This is a genomic window from Blautia sp. NSJ-175, from assembly GCF_022867815.1.
Lineage (GTDB): Bacteria > Bacillota > Clostridia > Lachnospirales > Lachnospiraceae > Blautia > Blautia celeris.
This window is the reverse complement of record NZ_JALIFQ010000011.1, coordinates 60006-78506: the sequence shown is the minus strand read 5'-3', so window position 1 is coordinate 78506 and position 18501 is coordinate 60006. Positions and strand designations below refer to the sequence as shown.

17 protein-coding genes are annotated in these 18501 nt (G+C 42.8%); all 17 read right to left on the bottom strand.

The window, feature by feature from the left end; translation table 11 throughout:
• Positions 1-3: 3 nt before the first annotated feature.
• On the bottom strand, positions 4-513 hold the full coding sequence (locus MUB35_RS17610) for a sigma-70 family RNA polymerase sigma factor (protein ID WP_002596252.1): 510 nt from the start codon (positions 511-513) through the stop codon (positions 4-6).
• Positions 514-1003: 490 nt separating this feature from the next.
• Positions 1004-1174, bottom strand: a complete 171-nt coding sequence (locus tag MUB35_RS17605; protein WP_224783670.1) for a cysteine-rich KTR domain-containing protein — start codon at positions 1172-1174, stop codon at positions 1004-1006.
• Positions 1175-1228: 54 nt separating this feature from the next.
• Positions 1229-3148 carry a tetracycline resistance ribosomal protection protein Tet(O) gene (gene tet(O) / locus MUB35_RS17600; protein WP_002596250.1) on the bottom strand — a complete coding sequence of 640 codons (1920 nt, stop codon included), beginning with the start codon at positions 3146-3148 and terminating at the stop codon, positions 1229-1231.
• A gap of 366 nt (positions 3149-3514) precedes the next feature.
• Positions 3515-3889 (bottom strand): TnpV protein, encoded by a 375-nt coding sequence (locus MUB35_RS17595; protein ID WP_001129922.1) that lies wholly within the window; start codon positions 3887-3889, stop codon positions 3515-3517.
• Positions 3870-9119, bottom strand: coding sequence for a DEAD/DEAH box helicase family protein (locus tag MUB35_RS17590; protein WP_242355638.1), 5250 nt, complete (start codon positions 9117-9119; stop codon positions 3870-3872). The genes MUB35_RS17595 and MUB35_RS17590 overlap by 20 nt, the downstream gene beginning before the upstream one ends.
• 71 nt (positions 9120-9190) lie before the next feature.
• Positions 9191-9562, bottom strand: coding sequence for a TnpV protein (locus MUB35_RS17585; RefSeq protein ID WP_025483324.1), 372 nt, complete (start codon positions 9560-9562; stop codon positions 9191-9193).
• Positions 9563-10305: 743 nt separating this feature from the next.
• Positions 10306-10839, bottom strand: a complete 534-nt coding sequence (locus MUB35_RS17580) for a hypothetical protein (RefSeq protein WP_006567777.1) — start codon at positions 10837-10839, stop codon at positions 10306-10308.
• Positions 10836-11393: a DpnD/PcfM family protein gene (locus MUB35_RS17575; RefSeq protein ID WP_233458273.1), complete on the bottom strand. Its 558-nt coding sequence runs from the start codon at positions 11391-11393 to the stop codon at positions 10836-10838. Before MUB35_RS17575 ends, MUB35_RS17580 begins: the two co-directional genes overlap by 4 nt.
• Before the next feature lie 164 nt (positions 11394-11557).
• The gene (locus MUB35_RS17570) at positions 11558-13552 is read right to left on the bottom strand and encodes a C40 family peptidase (RefSeq protein WP_006567779.1); all 1995 of its coding nucleotides are present in this window, start codon (positions 13550-13552) and stop codon (positions 11558-11560) included.
• A 211-nt stretch (positions 13553-13763) separates the two neighbouring features.
• Positions 13764-14264, bottom strand: a complete 501-nt coding sequence (locus MUB35_RS17565) for a hypothetical protein (protein WP_233458274.1) — start codon at positions 14262-14264, stop codon at positions 13764-13766.
• Positions 14265-14441: 177 nt separating this feature from the next.
• Positions 14442-14840 (bottom strand): HEPN domain-containing protein, encoded by a 399-nt coding sequence (locus MUB35_RS17560; RefSeq protein WP_006567781.1) that lies wholly within the window; start codon positions 14838-14840, stop codon positions 14442-14444.
• Positions 14828-15157: a nucleotidyltransferase domain-containing protein gene (locus MUB35_RS17555; RefSeq protein ID WP_006567782.1), complete on the bottom strand. Its 330-nt coding sequence runs from the start codon at positions 15155-15157 to the stop codon at positions 14828-14830. Before MUB35_RS17555 ends, MUB35_RS17560 begins: the two co-directional genes overlap by 13 nt.
• An 81-nt stretch (positions 15158-15238) precedes the next feature.
• A complete protein-coding gene (locus MUB35_RS17550) occupies positions 15239-16108 on the bottom strand; it encodes a JAB domain-containing protein (RefSeq protein ID WP_024739150.1) in 870 nt (289 codons plus the stop codon).
• A complete protein-coding gene (locus MUB35_RS17545; protein WP_006567784.1) occupies positions 16065-16220 on the bottom strand; it encodes a hypothetical protein in 156 nt (51 codons plus the stop codon). Before MUB35_RS17545 ends, MUB35_RS17550 begins: the two co-directional genes overlap by 44 nt.
• Positions 16221-16910 carry a hypothetical protein gene (locus tag MUB35_RS17540; RefSeq protein WP_006567785.1) on the bottom strand — a complete coding sequence of 230 codons (690 nt, stop codon included), beginning with the start codon at positions 16908-16910 and terminating at the stop codon, positions 16221-16223. It lies immediately after the preceding gene.
• Positions 16911-16915: 5 nt separating this feature from the next.
• Positions 16916-17695 (bottom strand): DUF6674 family protein, encoded by a 780-nt coding sequence (locus MUB35_RS17535; protein ID WP_006567786.1) that lies wholly within the window; start codon positions 17693-17695, stop codon positions 16916-16918.
• A gap of 12 nt (positions 17696-17707) precedes the next feature.
• On the bottom strand, positions 17708-18490 hold the full coding sequence (locus MUB35_RS17530) for a hypothetical protein (RefSeq protein ID WP_024739151.1): 783 nt from the start codon (positions 18488-18490) through the stop codon (positions 17708-17710).
• Between the last annotated feature and the right edge of the window lie 11 nt (positions 18491-18501).

The following is an 18501-nucleotide window of genomic DNA, read 5'->3' as shown; positions in this document are numbered from 1 at the left end:
ATTTTAATTTTCTATTATCTTTCTTAGTTTTCTTAGGATTCTGGCTTTGCGTTTGTTCACAACGCTCTGGGTTATGCCGAACCTCGCCCCGACTTCACGCTCAGAAAGTCCGTCAAAAAAGATTGCCTGTATCAATTCCTGTTCACTATCCGACAGCAAAGGCAGGGCGGCTTTCAGCCTGTCCACCATAACCGCATTGACAACGGTTTCCGCAATGTCTGCCGCTTCATCAGCGATAAAGTCTAAAGGCTTCCCCTCGCTGTCCGTAAATCCATCCAGAGAAAGCAGGCTGTTCTTCGTATCTAATTTTTTCAGATAACGCCACCGTTCCTTATCTCGGTAGAAGTCCGTGTATTGCTCCCTCACGACTTCAAGCAGACAGCCTTGAATGGGGATAAACAGCTTGTCCATATAGGTCTGGTCGGATTCCCTGCGGCGGCAGAAATCCGTATAGGACAGTTCCACATATCTGCCGCTTTCCTTGATATATACCTTTCTCGGTGCGTATTTCACTGTAAGTACCTCCCATCTGAATTTTTGAAATGTTCAAAATCCAGATGGAGAGGTGGCGAACGACACCTAACACCACTAATAGCCCTATGGCACTTTCCAACAAAAATCGACAAAAGAAAAACCGCAAAGGCTCTATGACCTTTACGGTTATGGGAAATATTAATTCTGTTGTATGGAGATTGTACTTCTACATTCAAGGCAGGAAGTGCCGTTGCATAGGCAGAAATTTTTTTAACTGGTTTCCTGCCGTTCTCTGATATGCTATGTATTGATAAATTTTGCTTCGTATGAGCAGATAGATAACTGCCCGAAAAAAGGACATAAAAAAATCCCTCCAAATTTAAAAACAAATTCAGAGGGTAATTTAGGGTATAACAAAATAACCCACCCGAATATCGTTTTTTTTATTTGGTGAGTTTGTTCTTTCAAATACGAAACAAAAAGAGCCGATGATTCGTGAATTGTTCCACAATTTCATCGGCTCTGCGTCTTAAGCGTCTGGCTCTTTGATGACAGTTATCTTCAAGTTGTCAACTTTAATCAATCTTTCTTGTCTGCATTTTGGACAATAAAGGGGATAATTCTCCAAAACAGTGTCCTTCCTAATTTTATTACGGGTTTTGTTCCCACAAACAGGACACAATATCCATTCGCATTTCATCATAATTAGTCTCTAATCCTTTCAAATCTCATTTTATATGACTTTTGCAAGCTGTTAAGCTAACTTGTGGAACATATGCCGAACCTTATCTATACGGCTATTCGGGCGGCGGGGTTGGCAAATAAATTTACCAATAGCTGGCTGGTATCCTTTTAACTCTGTCAAGCAGACTCCCTGCCCATTTGTGAAATAAGTTAAATCGTTCCTGTATTCTTGAATACATCTAGCAGGGATTTCTCCTTTCAGAATGACCTCGTCATTCTTTATCTGAGTACTTACAATATCTGCACAATACCTTGGAGCATCATGATACGCCCGTGAGAGATATTCCTGCGGTGCATAAATTTCAAAGTGGAGATATGGCTCTAATAGTTCTGTCCCTGCTTTTTTTAAAGCCTGCTCCAATACGATAGGGGAAAGCAGCCGAAAGTCTGCGGGGGTACTTACAGGACTATAATACAATCCATATTCAAAACAGATTTTACAGTCTGTCACTTTCCATCCATACAGCCCCTGCTCGCAGCCATAAAGAACCCCCTCCATAACCGCATTTTGGAACGATTGATTTAAATATCCAAGTGAAACTCTGCTTTCATACTGCACTCCGCTTCCAATAGGGAGCGGCTCTATGGACAACCCGACAGAAGCCCAGAAAGGATTTGGCGGGACTTCTATGTGGATGGTATATTCTGCTTTTCTAAGCGGTCTTTCCATATATATAACAGTAGGCTCTTTTATTTCTGCCTCCACATGATATTTTTCCTCAAGGATGGCACAAATGACTTCCATCTGCACTTTCCCCAAAAAAGAAAGTATAATCTCATGCGTTGTAGTATCCACATAATATTTTAAAAGAGGGTCGCCATCTGAAATTTCTGTAAGTGCCCCAAGCAATATTTCCCGCTGTTCAGATTTCTTTACTGCAATCGTTGTTTGGAGCATAGGGAGAGGATTTTCAATAAATTTTCTCTGCGGCAACAGTATTCCGTTCCCCAAAATACTGTTTAGCTGCAAAACATCATTTGGTAAAATTACAATATCACCAGAGCAGGCTGTATCGGATGAATATAATTCACCGTTTGTCGGAACACACATCTCTGTGATTTTTATTTTCTCTTTTTCAGATATTCTAATAACATCCCTCAAATGCAATGTTCCGCTATATATACGCACATAAACAAAACGCCGCCTTTTCTCTGAATATTCAATCTTAAAAACCTGCCCGCATAGTTCAGATTGACCTTCAGGCGTTGATGAATAAAATTTACTGGCAATCACTTCTATAAGCTGCCGAATCCCCAGATTGTTTTTAGCGCTTCCGTGATAAACGGGAAATAACGTTCCGTTTTGGAATCTCCTGTTTTCTTCCTGTTCCAGTTCTGACATTTTAAACGGTTTCCCTGACATATATTTCTCTAATAGTTCATCGTTTCCCATAATTACCGCATCCCACTGTTCCATATCGTCATTGTCCGTTACATTTATATGGGGATGCTGCCCAACCTTTTGCTTCACTATAATTTCCGAAGAAAGCTTTGCTTTCATTTCTCGATATACCATTGGCAAATCAATCCCCTCTTGGTCAATTTTATTGATGAAAAAAATTGTCGGAATCTTCATTGTCTGTAGTGCATGAAACAGTATACGGGTCTGTGCCTGTATGCCATCCTTTGCAGAAACTAATAATACTGCTCCGTCTAATACGGATAAAGAACGGTATACTTCCGCCAAAAAATCCATATGGCCTGGCGTATCTATAATGTTGACTTTTACATCCTCCCACTGAAAAGATGTCACTGCTGTCTGGATAGTGATTCCCCTTTGACGCTCCAAATTCATTGTATCTGTCCTTGTTGTGCCTTCATCTACGCTCCCTAGTTCTGCAATTGCACCACTGGTATACAATAAACTTTCCGTTAATGTTGTCTTTCCTGCGTCAACGTGAGCCAGAATGCCTAAGTTAATTATTTTCATGTGATTTTCCTCCTATCAACACCCAAAAAAGGGCATAAAAATACCCAGTGATAAATACTCCTATCACTGGGTAAATAACTCCAATAGCCCCAAAACACTTATATGTTTTCGGGCATATAAAATTACATGATAAAAGTATTCTTAAACTGGGTACAAAAAACTAAGCCCCATATTAAAAGTGAAACGAGACTGCTACTTTTTGTTCCCACTATCAAATTGACAGTTTATTTAAGAATACCTTGCCGCATATTTATTAACTCCTTGTATAATACTGAATCTAATTATATTCCTTAACCCTTTATTTGTCAAGCTGACAAACTAAAGCAGAAAAAGCGGCAGGATTTCCCCCTGCCACTAATCATCTGTTTATGCAAAAATAATTTCCTTTTCCACAATCTCCCTCGCACAAGCCCTTATGTTATTGAGGCATCCTGTCCATTCTAAGGCGTTTTCTGCCTTTAGCTGTTCCGTTATGCCCTGTGCCTGTTTCATACCCTCTATGAGCCTTTCAAAGCGTTCCTGTGCCTGTCTGTTGATGTCGGCAAGGTAGGCGTTTAGCCTGCCGCTTGTAAGAAGATTGGTGTATGTAACTTTACGGTACTGTTTTAGATAATCTAAATGCCGTTGCCCCCAGATGCCTATTGCCTGTTCTTCTTCGGCGGGTACAGTTAAGCACGGTATCAAATAATCCCCTTGCCTTTCGTATTTGCCGCCCAGTTCCTCAAATAATGATTTTGCCATTGTCTGTTACCTCCACATTCTTTTTTATTTTGAATGTCCGCAAAATCCGTCCTACATCCGAAGGTTTCCACGGGCAATCAATGTGATGAGCCGCGACAAGGCGTTTTTGGATATTGGTTCCTGTTCCCATCATGGACGTGCTTCCCAGGAGGATTCGTTTCCTGCCGCTCCTCATGTCTGCAAATAATTCCTCTTTCTGCTTATCACTATGGGCATCATGAATAAATGCAATTTCATCTTCTGGTATTCCTTTCCTGATCAGCTCCTGTTTCAGAAAGTCATATACATTAAATTTCTTGTTTCCTGTGGGCGTGCCAATATCGCAAAAGACAGCTTGTGTCCCCTTAAACTCCTGGGAACCAATGTATTCCTGATAAATATTCTCTGCCGCCTGAAAGAGTTTGCCGTCACCATCTACTTCCGCATCTGGGTCAATCAGCCGGGGATCGGTGCCGAGCAACCTTGCTTCGTTGGTGATCTTGAGCATGTTATCGACCGTTGGATCTACATTCCCTGCTCGTATTGCTTCCGCGCGTTTAGCCAGTTCCTGCATCATGTACTCAACACTCTCAGACGCCACGCTCTCCACAATTTTGTATTTCCCACCTTTTAACTTAGGTACATTCAGGTTCAGCATTGAAGGCAATTGGATATCAGCCACCTCCCGGAACATATTCATAAGCTCCGGCAGATTACAGAATTTATTGAACCGGCTCCGCATTCGGTATCCGCCCTCTGGTGACATTTCAAGCGAAGTGGTAACTTCGCCAAAATTGGCCGCCCAACTGTCAAAATGGTCAATCCCCTTCTCATGTAGTTTCTGTGACTGCAGATACAACTGCATGACATACATTTCACACATGGTATTGGAGATAGGCGTCCCGGTTGCAAGGATAACATTTCTTCCTCCGGTCAGTTCCTGGATATACTGGATCTTTTGGAACATATCCATAGCCCGCTGGGAACCATTGGTGGAAATACCTGCCACATTACGGATTTTTGAAAAGATAGACAGGTTTTTAAACACATGCGCTTCATCTACAAACAATGCATCTATCCCTAACTGTTCAAAATCCAGAACATCATCCTTTTTTGCATCATTTCTCAGACTTAAAATTTGGGATTCCAGATTTTTCCGTTGACGCTCCATATCTTTTATCCCCCATTTAGCCCCCTGCTCCTCCTTCATCTCCGCAATGGCCCCCGAAATTCGTTCCACCTGATTTTCAAGAATTTTCGCACGCCTTTCCGCAGACAGGGGAATCCTCTCAAATTGAGAGTGTCCCAAAATCACGGCATCATAATTATTTGCAGCAATCCTACATGTCAGCTTTCTTCTATTTTCACTTTTAAAATCTTCTTTCGATGTCACAAGTAGATTGGCACTGGGATATAAGTGCAGGAATTCTGCCGCCATCTGCCCCACAAGATGATTCGGTACGACAATCATTGCTTTATGCATCAGCTTCAGCCGTTTCAACTCCATACAGATAGCCGCAATTTCATAGGTTTTTCCAGCCCCAACCGCATGGGCCAGCAAAGTGCTTCCATGCAGTGCCCGGTCTACAACATTCCGTTGATGGTCCCGCATATTTATTTCCGGATTCATACCGGGGAACGATAAATAAGAACCGTCATAAACCCGCAGACGGTTATCATTGAAGTTCTGATTGTAAAAATCCACATATTTTTTTCTACGCTGCGGATCTTTCCATATCCACTCCTTAAAAGCATCTTTTATGAGGGTTGCCTTTTCCCTTGCCAGAGTTGTTTCTTTCTGATTTACTACATACCGTTCACTGTCCCCAACTTCAATCTTATCTTTGACGGTAATTACATTCTGGTTCAGTAACGCCTCTATGATGGAATATGCATCAATCCTTTTTGTTCCATATGTCTGGCTTGCCGCCACAGAAGAATAGTCGCTGGATTTATTAGTAACCTTGTAAGACATAGTATATCGGTTTAACTGTACCTTGATTGCATAAGTCCCGTCTCTGTACTGATCCGGCGTATTCAGCGTCTCATAGATAAATGCCTCATAATCTTCCTGATCAATCCAAGAGGTTCCCAACTTTACGCCGATTTCCGTTGCCGTCAAATCTTCCGGCTGCACCGCTTTCAGGGCTTCTACATTTGCCAAATAGACGGGATTATCTTTTGCATACACTTCTGCAGCCTTTAGTTTATTCCGAACCGGACCGCTCAAATACTCACTTGCCGTTTCCCATCCCTGATTAGGATTCCCATCAGCCGCTTTGACTGGGTTTAAGAATACCTGCCCTTTTAATTCCTGCAGGAGCCGTTCCCGTTCTACCGGATAGACACTCAGCATATAGGGGATATGTACCTTCCCATATTCCGCCAGGCTGACTTTCAACGCGTCCATGGCTGTATCCACCTTCTTAACTATGGAAACTGGCGCAATAGTCTGTTTATAAAAGATATCCGCCTTCTTTATATTCTTGTTTTCATCTTCCGTTTCCAGGCTGCATAACAGATAGTAGTCATTGTCCTCCCGGAATGCTAACTTGTTGGCACGGCTGGACAGATATCCATACTTCTTTACATAAGGATCATAAATCTTATTTAGCTTTTCCTGTGCCTCAACAAGTTGATCTGTACTGCACCCATGTGTCTGAATATCAATCAGGTATCTGACCGACTGCCGGATAGCATGCATTCCAAGGATACGATTCCGTTGCGTCTCGTTTCCCGACCATCTCACCATGATATCATTATCCCGGTAATAGATTTCTCCCTCTATGACTGTATATGTGTTATTTGCCACATCTAAGAGGGCCGGCATGGTATTGGGAAGTTCTTCCTTGCTGTTTACATCAGGGAGCAGCGTTTTTTCCTCTACCGGACAATAATCGGCTGATAGAAAAGAAATAGCATGATTCAAATCTTCTTCAAGATTAAAATTTTCCTCATCTTCTACGATCAGTTCTGTATAATTAGAGTTTTGACCATAGGTATGCCTGTCAAAAGCCATCTTTCCCAGCATCATTTCCGGATGGTTCATATAATACTCATTGACCGGCACCCCATCATCGGTATAGGTGATGTTCATCCATTCCTCTGATTTATTTGTGGACAGTACACTTCCCTTCTTTTGAAGGAAGATAATGTCAGATGTCACTTCTGCTCCCGCGTCCTTTTTGAAGGCAATCCCTGGCAGACGTACCGCGCCGATAAAGTCTGCACGCTCCGCCAAGTATTTTCGTATCGTGGAATTGGCTTTATCCATGGTGAATTTTGTTGTGACAACCGCAATGATTCCTCCAGGGCGAAGCAGGTCCATGGATTTTGCCAAAAAATAATCGTGAATACGGAAACCATACTTTTTATATTCAGGATCAAAAATTTTGTACGCGCCGAAAGGAACATTTCCCACGATGACATCAAAGCTGTCCTTTTCAAACTTTGTCTTTTCAAATCCTTTGACTTCAATTGCGGCATGAGGGTGAAGCTGTTTTGCAATCCTTCCACTGATACTGTCCAATTCCACTCCATAAAGACGGGAATCCCGCATATCTTCCGGCAGGACACTATAAAAGTTCCCGACGCCCATACTGGGTTCCAAGATGGAACCATTTGTGAACCCAAACTGCTCCAATGCTTTATAGATTGACTTAGCGACAACGGGCGGCGTGTAAAATGCGGAATTAATACTTCCCCTGGCCTGCTCATATTCTTCCTCTGTCAACAGCGTCTGCAGTTCCTGATACTCGTTTGTCCAGTTTGGACTCTTAGGATTGAATACATTAGCAAGACCTCCCCATCCTATGTATTTGGCGAGGATATCCTGTTCCTCTGGTGTAGCCGGGCGGGAGGACTGTTCCAGTTCCTTTAACAGACGGATTGCTGCGACATTACTCTTATACTTTGTCTTGTCACCGGAAGGGAATTCCCATCCATCAGGGTAAAAAAAATCCGAAACCTGAATGACGTTTTGGTTTCGGTTACTCATTTCCTTATATAATAGGAAGGTTTCTTCCGGACATAGGGCAAATTCTTCTTTGCGTGCCGCTTCATATTCCCCCGGTGGCAGGTACTCTCCCACATCAATGGCTGCCTGGATTGCACGCGATACTTCCTGCATGGTAAAAGCCCCATGTCCTTCATTTTCTCCATTCACAAGGCGGAATTCAACGACTCCACTTTCACCATACGTGTAATGGATCAATCCCCAGCTTGTATTTAGCGCAGACTTTCCATAGTCCTGCTTAGACTGAACTTTCAAAATTTTTGAAAGAAATTCCTGTTTTTCCTTTTCCCCTGCCTGTTCAAAGAACCTTTGAATCAATGGTTTGGAGGGAATCAATGCCATGGAATGAAGGGCATATGCATTTGCAGCCTCTTCAAATACTGCCTTTAACCGTTCACTTCTTCCATCAGCCTGGGTCTCCTGTATTTCTTCTCCTGTATCCTCTGTTCTTTTGTCATCTTTCTCAATTACGGTATCCGCACTTAAATATGGTATTGTTACTGCCGGTGTCTCGCCGGCCTGTTCTAATAACCCCTGGTATTGGGACGCCAGATTTTGAAACCAGGGAATTCTTTTAATTTCCTCTACAGAGAAATCCTGGCTGGATTCAGGATATTGATCTAATTCGATTATCCGGGCCAGAATGTCCCGGATCACACGCCACGGATAGGTCTGCACCTTATTACCGTCAAAAGAACAAGAAATCTCTCCAGCATGGAAGGTCAGTGTTGAGGTAAATATCCAATCCACATCTGAACCAAGCAGGGAAAGGAAACTCTGCCGTATAAATTCGGTTTCCTGCTGGGGCAGTAAGTTTATGGTCATTACATCATAAATCATGTCAAATACTATCCTGCCATCTGCCGTTTCCAGGAAATTTTCTACTGTTTCGGCCAATGATTCCGGTATTTCCACGTCCTTTTTTATTGGCTGATAGTATTCCCCGCTTTCGATTAATAATAGGATTTCTTCTGCCACTATCTTAAATGGAAGATACCCACTTAGATACTGCCTCTGCTCATGCCAGTATAACTGGATTCCCGTATTATCTGTCTCATATTCAAATTCAAGTCCCTCACCAGTAATAATGGTGTCTCCACCTTCGTAAATCTGATAAAGAAATTCAACACGCTCCTCTATCCCTTCATTTAACTCAAAGAAATCATAGATCTTTTTCTTTAGGATAGGTTCCAGTGCGCCTGCTAATACCACTTCTCTGCATAATTCATCTGTCACTTCTACAGGCACTGGTTCAACAGAAAAAGAAGGAACCGCAACAGCAGTTCCTTCCTCTATATCAGTATCTATTACCTCGGCTTGCAGATTACTTCCTGCATCACGGTTTCCTGAGCTATCATCGCTGCTTCGTTTCGAAGTCTGGTCATCTCCATCGTATCCGCCGGATTGATGTTCCTCTCCACCGCTTTTATCCTCACGTAGTCCTCCACGATCTGGTCGTGCAGCTCCCACGCTTCCGCCTCTATCTGTTTCAGCAGCTCCGGCAGTTTGCCCGTCCGCAGCAACAGGCTGTACCGGCTTTCCTCCTTCTCCAGCAGGTATTCCTGTGCCAGCTTCGCGTATCTGCCCAGCGTCTCCAGCCCTTCCGCCTGTTGGCTCCCTGTCTCCAGCATCGGGTACAGCAGCCCGTCCTTTTCTTTCCTGTAATTCAGTTCTACCATCTTGATTTCTCCTTTCATCTTCCCGGATCTCTTTCGCAATCTCTGCAAATCTCCGCAACGTCCTCTCTGCAATATCCGATATGAGGATACCTATTTTGGATAGTATCACCTCTTCCTGGTAGTTTGTTATTGCAGACAGTCCTGTATCAAAAGTATCAATCCCGCATCGCCTTAATACCAAGTATGCGGTGCTCTGCAGGATGAATTCTTCAACTGGTGACATTTGTTTATCGTCCAATTCATCCTTGCTGGTAAGAACTGCTATTTCATGAATCCTGTCGTTTTCCTCTTCCATTATAGCACGTACATATGTTCTCGTAAAGTTTTTTATTGCTATCCTGAAATTATTTTCTTCCTGATATTGTTCTGGAAATAGCCTCTTTGCAAAAGCAGGAGCATTTTCTTCATTGATTTCCCATATCCAAGGCATAACCCTTCCGCCGGTGCTTTTGATATCATAGACATACTGCGCACCTCCCAGCATCTCAATGGGAAATGTTGCGATTCCAATCTCACCGCCCCTGACATAACGCTTTGCTTTCTTCCAGTCTGAAAATCCCAGGAGGATTTCTGCCTCCGGGTATTGTTCGTAAATGATACATGTATTCAAAAAGTCAAAACGATATAAATTCCCCCTGGCAGAAAACTCCAGATATTTTCTCCACTGTTCACCGTCACGCGAGATATCAAAAATTGCAATATCATACAAATCTGATACCTTCATGGTGTGCTGATCCATAGGTTCACCTTCTTTCCCGGTCTGCCATAGTAAATAAACTCATCTGTTCCATTTTGGGTTCTATTTTCTCTGGGCTGCTTTCAATAATCTGTCTGTATTTTTTAAAATCAGGTATCTCACGGTGCCTTCTCATAATGACAAAATCCTGGTTCCTGATTGCATCCTCCAATTCCCTTACATTTCTTAATGCATTTCTGATTTCAAGCCCATTATCCATTTTAGGACTTAGTTCCAGTCCGCATAAATACTGATAGTCCACATCGTCCCTACATTGACGGAAGATACCAACGGCTGCCCAATAAATCTTTTCCGCCTGTACCATAAAATGTTCCGGCAGCTTCTCCGGTGTCTTTCGGTGGTAAATTTCTGGAAATTCCCCTGCCTCCTTCATATCATACTTCGCGCTAATGATATGGTTTCTTAACAGGTTCATATTTTGCCCGTCAGTATAATAAGGATCACTGCCTCCACTTAATAGTTCCTTGTCCCAGCGGCAAAAAGAGTCTTCCAGTCTTTCTTTTAATGTTTCCCTACTCATCTCCCACCCATATTCCGCGGCTTTTCCCGATGGATACCCACCATTGACAAGGTTACACCCCGCAGGTCGCTGTAATCCAATACATAACCACTTTTTGCGTCCGAATAATTGTCATGTGCCTCTGATAAGGATGATTCCATGCTCTGTGCCCTGACCGTCACTATTTTACTTAATGTTTCGGTTATGCGGATATCATAATCCTGTTCTTTGGTATCGCTTATATAAACAACTTGCTTCTCCCCACATTCTTCTATCCCAAAACGCCCACTCAATTCTTCCAGTAATGTATCTGCAGGCTTCCCTAGCATATCTCTGGATTTTATTTCTGGTATATAGAATTTACCATCATCACACTGGAAAAATGGGATTTTCTCTCCATCCTTTTCTACTCCCAAGACTAGCTGCCTGTTTATCATACCTTCCTGCAGACCGTCCAGAAACGCCTCCCGTGCCTCCCACAGCCCCATCCAGGCTTTATACAGTATTACATGGTATTCCCCTTTCATCCTGACCTTTTCAAGATAATAAAAATTGTCCTCCATATAGTCAGACATTGGCATTCTCCTTTCAAAAAGGCAGTCTTGCCGACTGCCCTCAATTTTTTCTTCATTTCTTATTGATTTCTTCTTTTCATTTACAGCATGTTTATCCCTCCTCAGTTTCATTACCTTTAAATTACATTACGATTAGAACTTCAAAGCAAATTTGTATGCTGATGCTACCGACATGGCCTTCCATACAAACCGATGTTAGACGGAACCAATGGCCGGTAAACCACGCCATATGCTGTCCCTCGTGCGTCCACCTGCATCCCATTTCCTACATAAATCGCCACATGCCCAATAGACATAAATTCCCCCGCATTTGTATCACGGGAATGGAAGATCAAATCTCCTGGCCGTAGTTCATTTTCACTAACCTGTAGACCATTGTCTACAATATACTGTCCCTGTGTTGATGCAACGGATGGAAGGTTTATACCAAATTCTGCATATAACCTCTGTACCAGAGAACTGCAGTCATAATATCCTTCCTCATACCGCAAATCCTGGCTATACTGGCAGCCAACCTTATCTAACGCCGCAAGTGCCACCTGCTCGCCAATGCCGCTTGCAGGCATACTGTGCAGGAATTCGTCACTCATGACCTCACGCAGCAACTTCTCCTGACTGGGTGTCAGTTTGCCAAGTTCAATATAATCTTCATAGGTAAGGTTGTACACATATAATGAGGTGTGTGTTACTTCCACCGTGTTGCTGCCATTGGAATCAGCCAAAAATACCTCCATATCCTGATGTCCAAAATTCTGGGCTGTCCCATGGTCTCCAAAATACATATCAAAGTCTACACCATAACGGTCAAAATCTCCGGTATCCTCCACCACATATTCCTTTCCGCCTGCTATGATATGTGTCCCCATAGGAAGCGTGGGATTATAAGCATCAACGGCCAGGGTGTGGTCTGCTTTCGGCATGACGCCGCTTGCCGTAGGACCTCCCGACCATTGGCCACAGCAGATAGAACAGTTGCAATAACCACTGAATGTCATGATTCCAAGGCTTTCACCGGCCCGGATCGTATCTGTCACTGTCTCAGATGCAAAGTGGTTCATTTCATCAAAAATCTCCTTTAAGTGCTTTTTATTCTTATCACTCATGACGGTTGAGAAATTTCCCTGCCCGGTTCCATAACGCACCATATATACCATCATCACATCGGTAAAATTGCTACGAGCCACGCCACTCTGCATATTTTTGTAGGTTACATCCTCATCACTGTCTTCTTCCGCCGCCCTTACTTCCTCGTTAAATTCCCGGTAATACTCCGATAATACGCTTTGTACCGTATCCCCTTCCTGTAATGGTGGTAGAAAGAGAGCCAAAGGGGTGTTATACAGGATTACAATAATCAGGACAAAGGGCAAGGCAATCGTAACCAGCCCTCCCAATAACGGCCCCAACAGCCCCAGAAGATACAAAACAAGCTGTTTGACAACCAATCCAGCCCTCATGACGGCGATATCTTTTGCGGCTTTTGCAAAACTGTCCTTTTGTTCCTCACCGCTTAGCTTGTTCACCATGAAAGCATACATGCGCCTCCGGATAGCTTTTTTCATCCGGGTATTTTCCTGTTCCTTTTTTACCCTTCCTCGTCTTACTTCATTCTTTGAGGATATCTTCTCATCTTTTTTTCTGGTCTTTAATGTATCCCGGTCCTCTCCCGGCATTTGTTGACTTTGAAATCTGTCCTCAGACTTCTGGTCCACTGCTTCAGACCCTCGCTCCGTTCGTGTGAGGGTCACGGTATCTTTAAATCCAAAATCATAATCTTTCCGTTTAATATCCGGCCCGGAAACATTGTCTAAGTGAAACTTAGGATCTTTGCTGGCTTTTTGCTTCTGCTTTTCCCGGACAAAGTTCTCTTTTGGTTTCTCCTTACTCTTCCGCACTCCATCATCTTCAAAATCTGCGTTCTTCTCACTTCCAGCCAAATATCTGGGATAAGTTTCTTCCCTTGATTCCTGGCGTGATTCCTGACCTGACTTCTTTTTCTCTTGTCTGGGTTTCCTGTCTGTATTTTTATAATCCAGGGAACTCTCTTTCTTTCCTGGCTGCTTTCTAAACCCTGATACAGAATTCGCTGCAAGAACCGCACTTTTCTTATCTTCTTGTTCCTTCGGCTCTGATACAGGATGAATCTCCGTGGACTTCATGTGGATCTTTTTATCCGATAATGAGGCTTTTTCATCTATACCCCCGGAAACAATCTTTTTTCCAAGAAGTCCCGATGCAGAACTTTTTTCAGTTCCCAGGTAATTATGCGTTTGTAATTTTACTTCTGCGTCTGCCTTCAGCTTTATCTGTGCTTCTTTTTTACTTTTAAATCGGTTGTCAATGATTCGTATTCCTCCCTTCAGCTATTGCTCATATCTTTTTCACCTGATAATAGAGGCTTTCAAAGTGGAATCCTTTTACACCCTTTATTGCAGGACTGCAGAAACCAAAAGGAAGCTGATAATGTGGATCATACTTTTCTTTCAACATTTTGTATGCTTCCTCTGCCGACACATCCAGTTCCATGTATTCCGTTCCGTCAGGCATATACTTATCACTGAAAAGGACTACTTCTTCTAAAGTTCCTTTCTCAATCAGTTCACTAACTTCCTCCGGAGTAAGTAAAGTTCCACACTTCTCATATACTTCATCCTTGAGTTTCCGAAAATTGTATAACTCCCTGTCTTCCAGCATCATATAATCCCGTTCAAACAGGACGGCGATCTGATTTGGAAACACAATAGCCTCCACATTCATTTCCCTGCAGGCTGTCCGCGCTTCCCTTTCGGAACGGAATCGGTATTCTCTCGGTATTTCGATTTCAACCTCCCACTCATACAATTGAAATCCAATACTGAATCCAAATCTCATATTCTCAACCCACCTTTCTGCAAAAAACGGCTGCAAATTTTCGCAGCCGTTTTTCCAATAAAAAAAGTGGCCACTAGAAGCAACCACTTTTTCTTGTAATACATTCTTCAATTTTTATTTATCCACAGACCGTTTTCCAGACAGCCACAACGTACTGGTGCGCCTGTATTTTATCTCCTATAGAACATTTTTATCCTTTAAATATCTTTCAATCTCACCGATAAACTCCTTTGCCTTTTCAATCTGCTCCTCTGCGTCTTGCCTTGAGGCAATGAAAAAATCCGAGTAATCCGATTGTTCACGCATGATAGAGGCATTTTTGATTATTTTAGAAGTCTCCTTCGCAAAAATCCCAGTTTTCACGAAATTTTGGTTAAAATACGCAATCACGCCGCTATGTTTACTGGAATCAAATCCTTCCAGTGCTGTAATGGCACGCATGGCATGAAAAATAGAATAGTAGGAACGGTTCAGCGATGGTTTATACATACCGCCTGACAACATTTCTTTTGCCGCAGCTAAATCCTCTAACGCACGCTGGTAACGGTACTTTGCTAATGTCTCTAAGCTGCCCACAGTACCACCCCTTCTTCCTTCACGTTCTTATAGAATGGTAAAGTATCCTCCCACTCCAAAAAGTTTTTATAGTCAATATACAGAATGGAAAAGACCTGATCATATTCCAAATCCATATCCACCGCCAGGTCCACCATACGGTCATGCATCTCTTTTGTTTCTTTTCCGTTCAGTAGAACTGCTATATCAATATCCGATTCCTTTGTATTGGTTTTACGGGCAAATGAACCATATAGTAAAATACTTACCAATTTATCACCGTAAATATCACGCAGGCCCTTTACCAGCCTGTCAAACATTTCCTTATTCTTATCCACGCCGATTCCCTCCTGTCTTATCTTTTATATGGATATTGTACCGTATTTTTTGCTTTTATTCAATGCATATATGAAAGCCTGTTATCTGGCCTGCTTTCGCTCCTTTGGATTTTGTACCCCGTGCTGTACCGGTTCAATAATCTTCACTTCCGGCATCAGTCGTTTGATATCCTCAATTGCTTTCTGTACCAATGGGCTGTCACGATAATATGGGATAGAGTTGATAATATCCACATCCAGCCGGTTTGCTGACACCAGATCAAACTCACCGGAATAGATAGAATCATCGTCCTTGATTGTGAATCCAATCCCATTCCCCATGCACGCCATTTCTTCCGGGAGATTCCTGTATCGTTTCACAGCTTGTTCCAGGCTCCTGCACTGATACACTTTCCCCAACGAGGGAAACTCCATACATTCCGCCACGTAAAATGATATTGTGGGAATCGGCTTCTTTCCATACTCTACTCCGTTTTCTGCAGCTATTTCATTATATATTTTCTTCCCATCGGGCATCATATTCGCCTCCTTCATACTTAAATAGGTTTCCTTTCCTAATATAACGTGGTCTAACACAGTGATACCAATCAGTTCTCCACAAGCCACAAGCCTTTTAGTCATTAAAACGTCCTGTTTGGAAGGTGTGCAGTCCCCTGATGGGTGATTATGCATTAATATAACACTGGCCGCATTGGAAAGGATACTGGCTTTAAAGATTTCCCTCGGGGAGAGTATGCAGCTATTTAGTGTCCCCATGCTGGCTATATTTACGTTGATCACCTGCCCATTGGTCTTCAGGTTAAGGACGAAAAATAATTCCCTGTCAACAGAATCGAATTCCTTTAATAAGAGTTGGACTGCATCATTCGGATTTTGGATTTTATCCTCACTGTATATGGGTGGATCATCAACCAGACGAATACTTACCATTTTCAGCCCATTTGCCTTCATCCGCACCCCTCCTATCTATCACCAGTAACTCACCATCTTCAATACAGTTTATACGCATAGTAAGTTCGCTCTGTGTCAGTATTTCCACATTATTGTTATCCTGGCTATCCATCTATCTTTTTGCCTCCTTATGTGTTTGTATCTGTGTGCTACCGTATATTTTGTCCAGATACTTTTCTGCCGCTTCATCTATGGAAGAGTGAATATGGCGAGACACAGCAGAATACAGACTCAAACTGCCCTCGAAGGAATCTCCCCAATCGCGCCCATCGCGCACGGCCGACAATATTAAATCTGCTCTACTGGGTGGTATATCCGGATCAAAGTAAAGTTTATCCTCTAAGTACCCTATTTTGTTGTCACTCACAAATTTCTCCATAGCATCAAACTTTTGTTCCCAATCCCGTAAAGTTTCCATATTAAGAAGCTGCTTAGAGAAAAGTGGAATACTGCCATACTGTCTGACTGCCATGTACAGCCAGTCCATCTTTTCATTTTCTATGCGTATCACTTCAAATTCATCCCTTCCAGCCTCATTCTTCAGTATTTTTCGTTTCCTACCATATACCTGGCTTACGAAGGGATAGTCGTGCGAATTAAGGCCGCGGTAACACAATCTGTCAAAATCCGGGTCTGCAAGTTCAACCGTTGCAACTACACTGGCTTTGACTTCCTCAAAACGATCATGTTTCAAATCATCCAGATTAACAGATATCCATCTGCTTCTGTTTCCTGTCTTCAAAACCCTACACTCTATTGGAGGGAATAACTTTTGTACCCCGTTTACTTTCATTTCAGGCATGATGTTTATCTTCCTTTCCCATGTCCAGCCAATTTCATCTTTTCTTCCATACTGTCAGGAACTTTACTATCCCGTCCGGCTCTGTTATCCAAAGCCCTCTGCGTAAAACCGTCCAATGATTTCTGCATATTTTCTGTGTGCCCCGCCATACTTTTCACAATTTTCCCACAAAATTCTATGGCTTGCCTGATCTTTGCCACAATACCCTTATCGTAGTCATACTCAAAAACATCCGCTGCATCTTTCCCCATAAGAAGATTTTTAGCATTTTTCCGGTGTCCCTTCGCTGCGCTAAGTTCCATCCCAATATCCCCCATGGTCCGTGCTCCATCTTCCAGGTTTTTGGCAGATTGTTCCAGATGCTCATGAATTACCGACAGCGCCCTGCCTGCTTTTGATTTATCAATAAACGTGTATAGTGCCTGTTCTCCATAATACTTTACATGCCTCTTTACATGCCCCACTGCCTGTTTAATGCCTTCCGATACCTCATTTCTTAAAGCTCCCAGCCATACTTTCGCTGCGTGCACTCTATCTCCGGACGCCTTCACAAAATTGTCTATTTTAGCTTTCAGGGTTTTATCATTTAATTCGTCTAACTGCCCGCGCAGATACAGCAGTTCGTCCTGCATATCCTCAAAATACTTTTCCATCTGGTTAAAATACTGTAAAAAATCCTCCAGGTTCTGCGCCTGCGCGTCCATGCGGTTTTCCTCCATCATGGCAAACATTTCTTTTAAATGCGGCTGTTCCCCCAAGGGAACATTCAACGATACCTCCATCATAGCTGCCTCCTGTTATCTCTTTTTTTCTGATTTTCCTGAAATACTGCTTACCTTTTCCTTTTTATCCCGATTCTCTGCTTCAATCATACGTTCATTTATTTTTGCATCGTTAAAACACTCAAAGATTGCATCCAGGTCAATATCTTCCGGTTCAAGGACCTGGTAAGAGTTTACGAGGAAAAAAGCATGTTCGGATATCAAATCATAATCGGATTTTGGAATTGATGTTATCTCAAATTCATACTGTAACAGCTCCAAACAGGCGTTGAAAAGCTGTTCTGCCAGTGAATCCCCACGCTTATACAAAAGAGGGATTTCCGGATTCTCCTGCCAGGTCCGCACACTCCGCAGGATACAGTCCAATGTTTCTGTATTGCAGGACCATGTATCCGCTTCTTCTATCTTTCCCTTCTCGCAATGTTCTGGCACAACGGGTTCTGGATCTTCCAATGTTCCTTCGACAATCATCTGTAAAATATCCTTTCCTGTCCCTCCAGCCTTAAGGACCCGTGCCGCTGCCCGCATCTCATATGGATACAAGCACAATTTCTCTTGTGATAAATTCAGGACCTTAATCGCCGTTTCCTTGCTAAACTCAGACTGAATAGCAGAAAAAACATGATAATAGGAATCCAACCACTTCTCTACCGCTTTATTTTGCGGCAGTTCCCTAAAACCAGCATACTGCCCCATGGCAACACAGTCCTCCGCCCATTTCACCCAGGTCCTAAGTTCCCCGTCTGTTTGCAGTTCCAGCAGATGCTTTACTACTAACACAAAGATATCTCTATTCAACGATGTTCCTC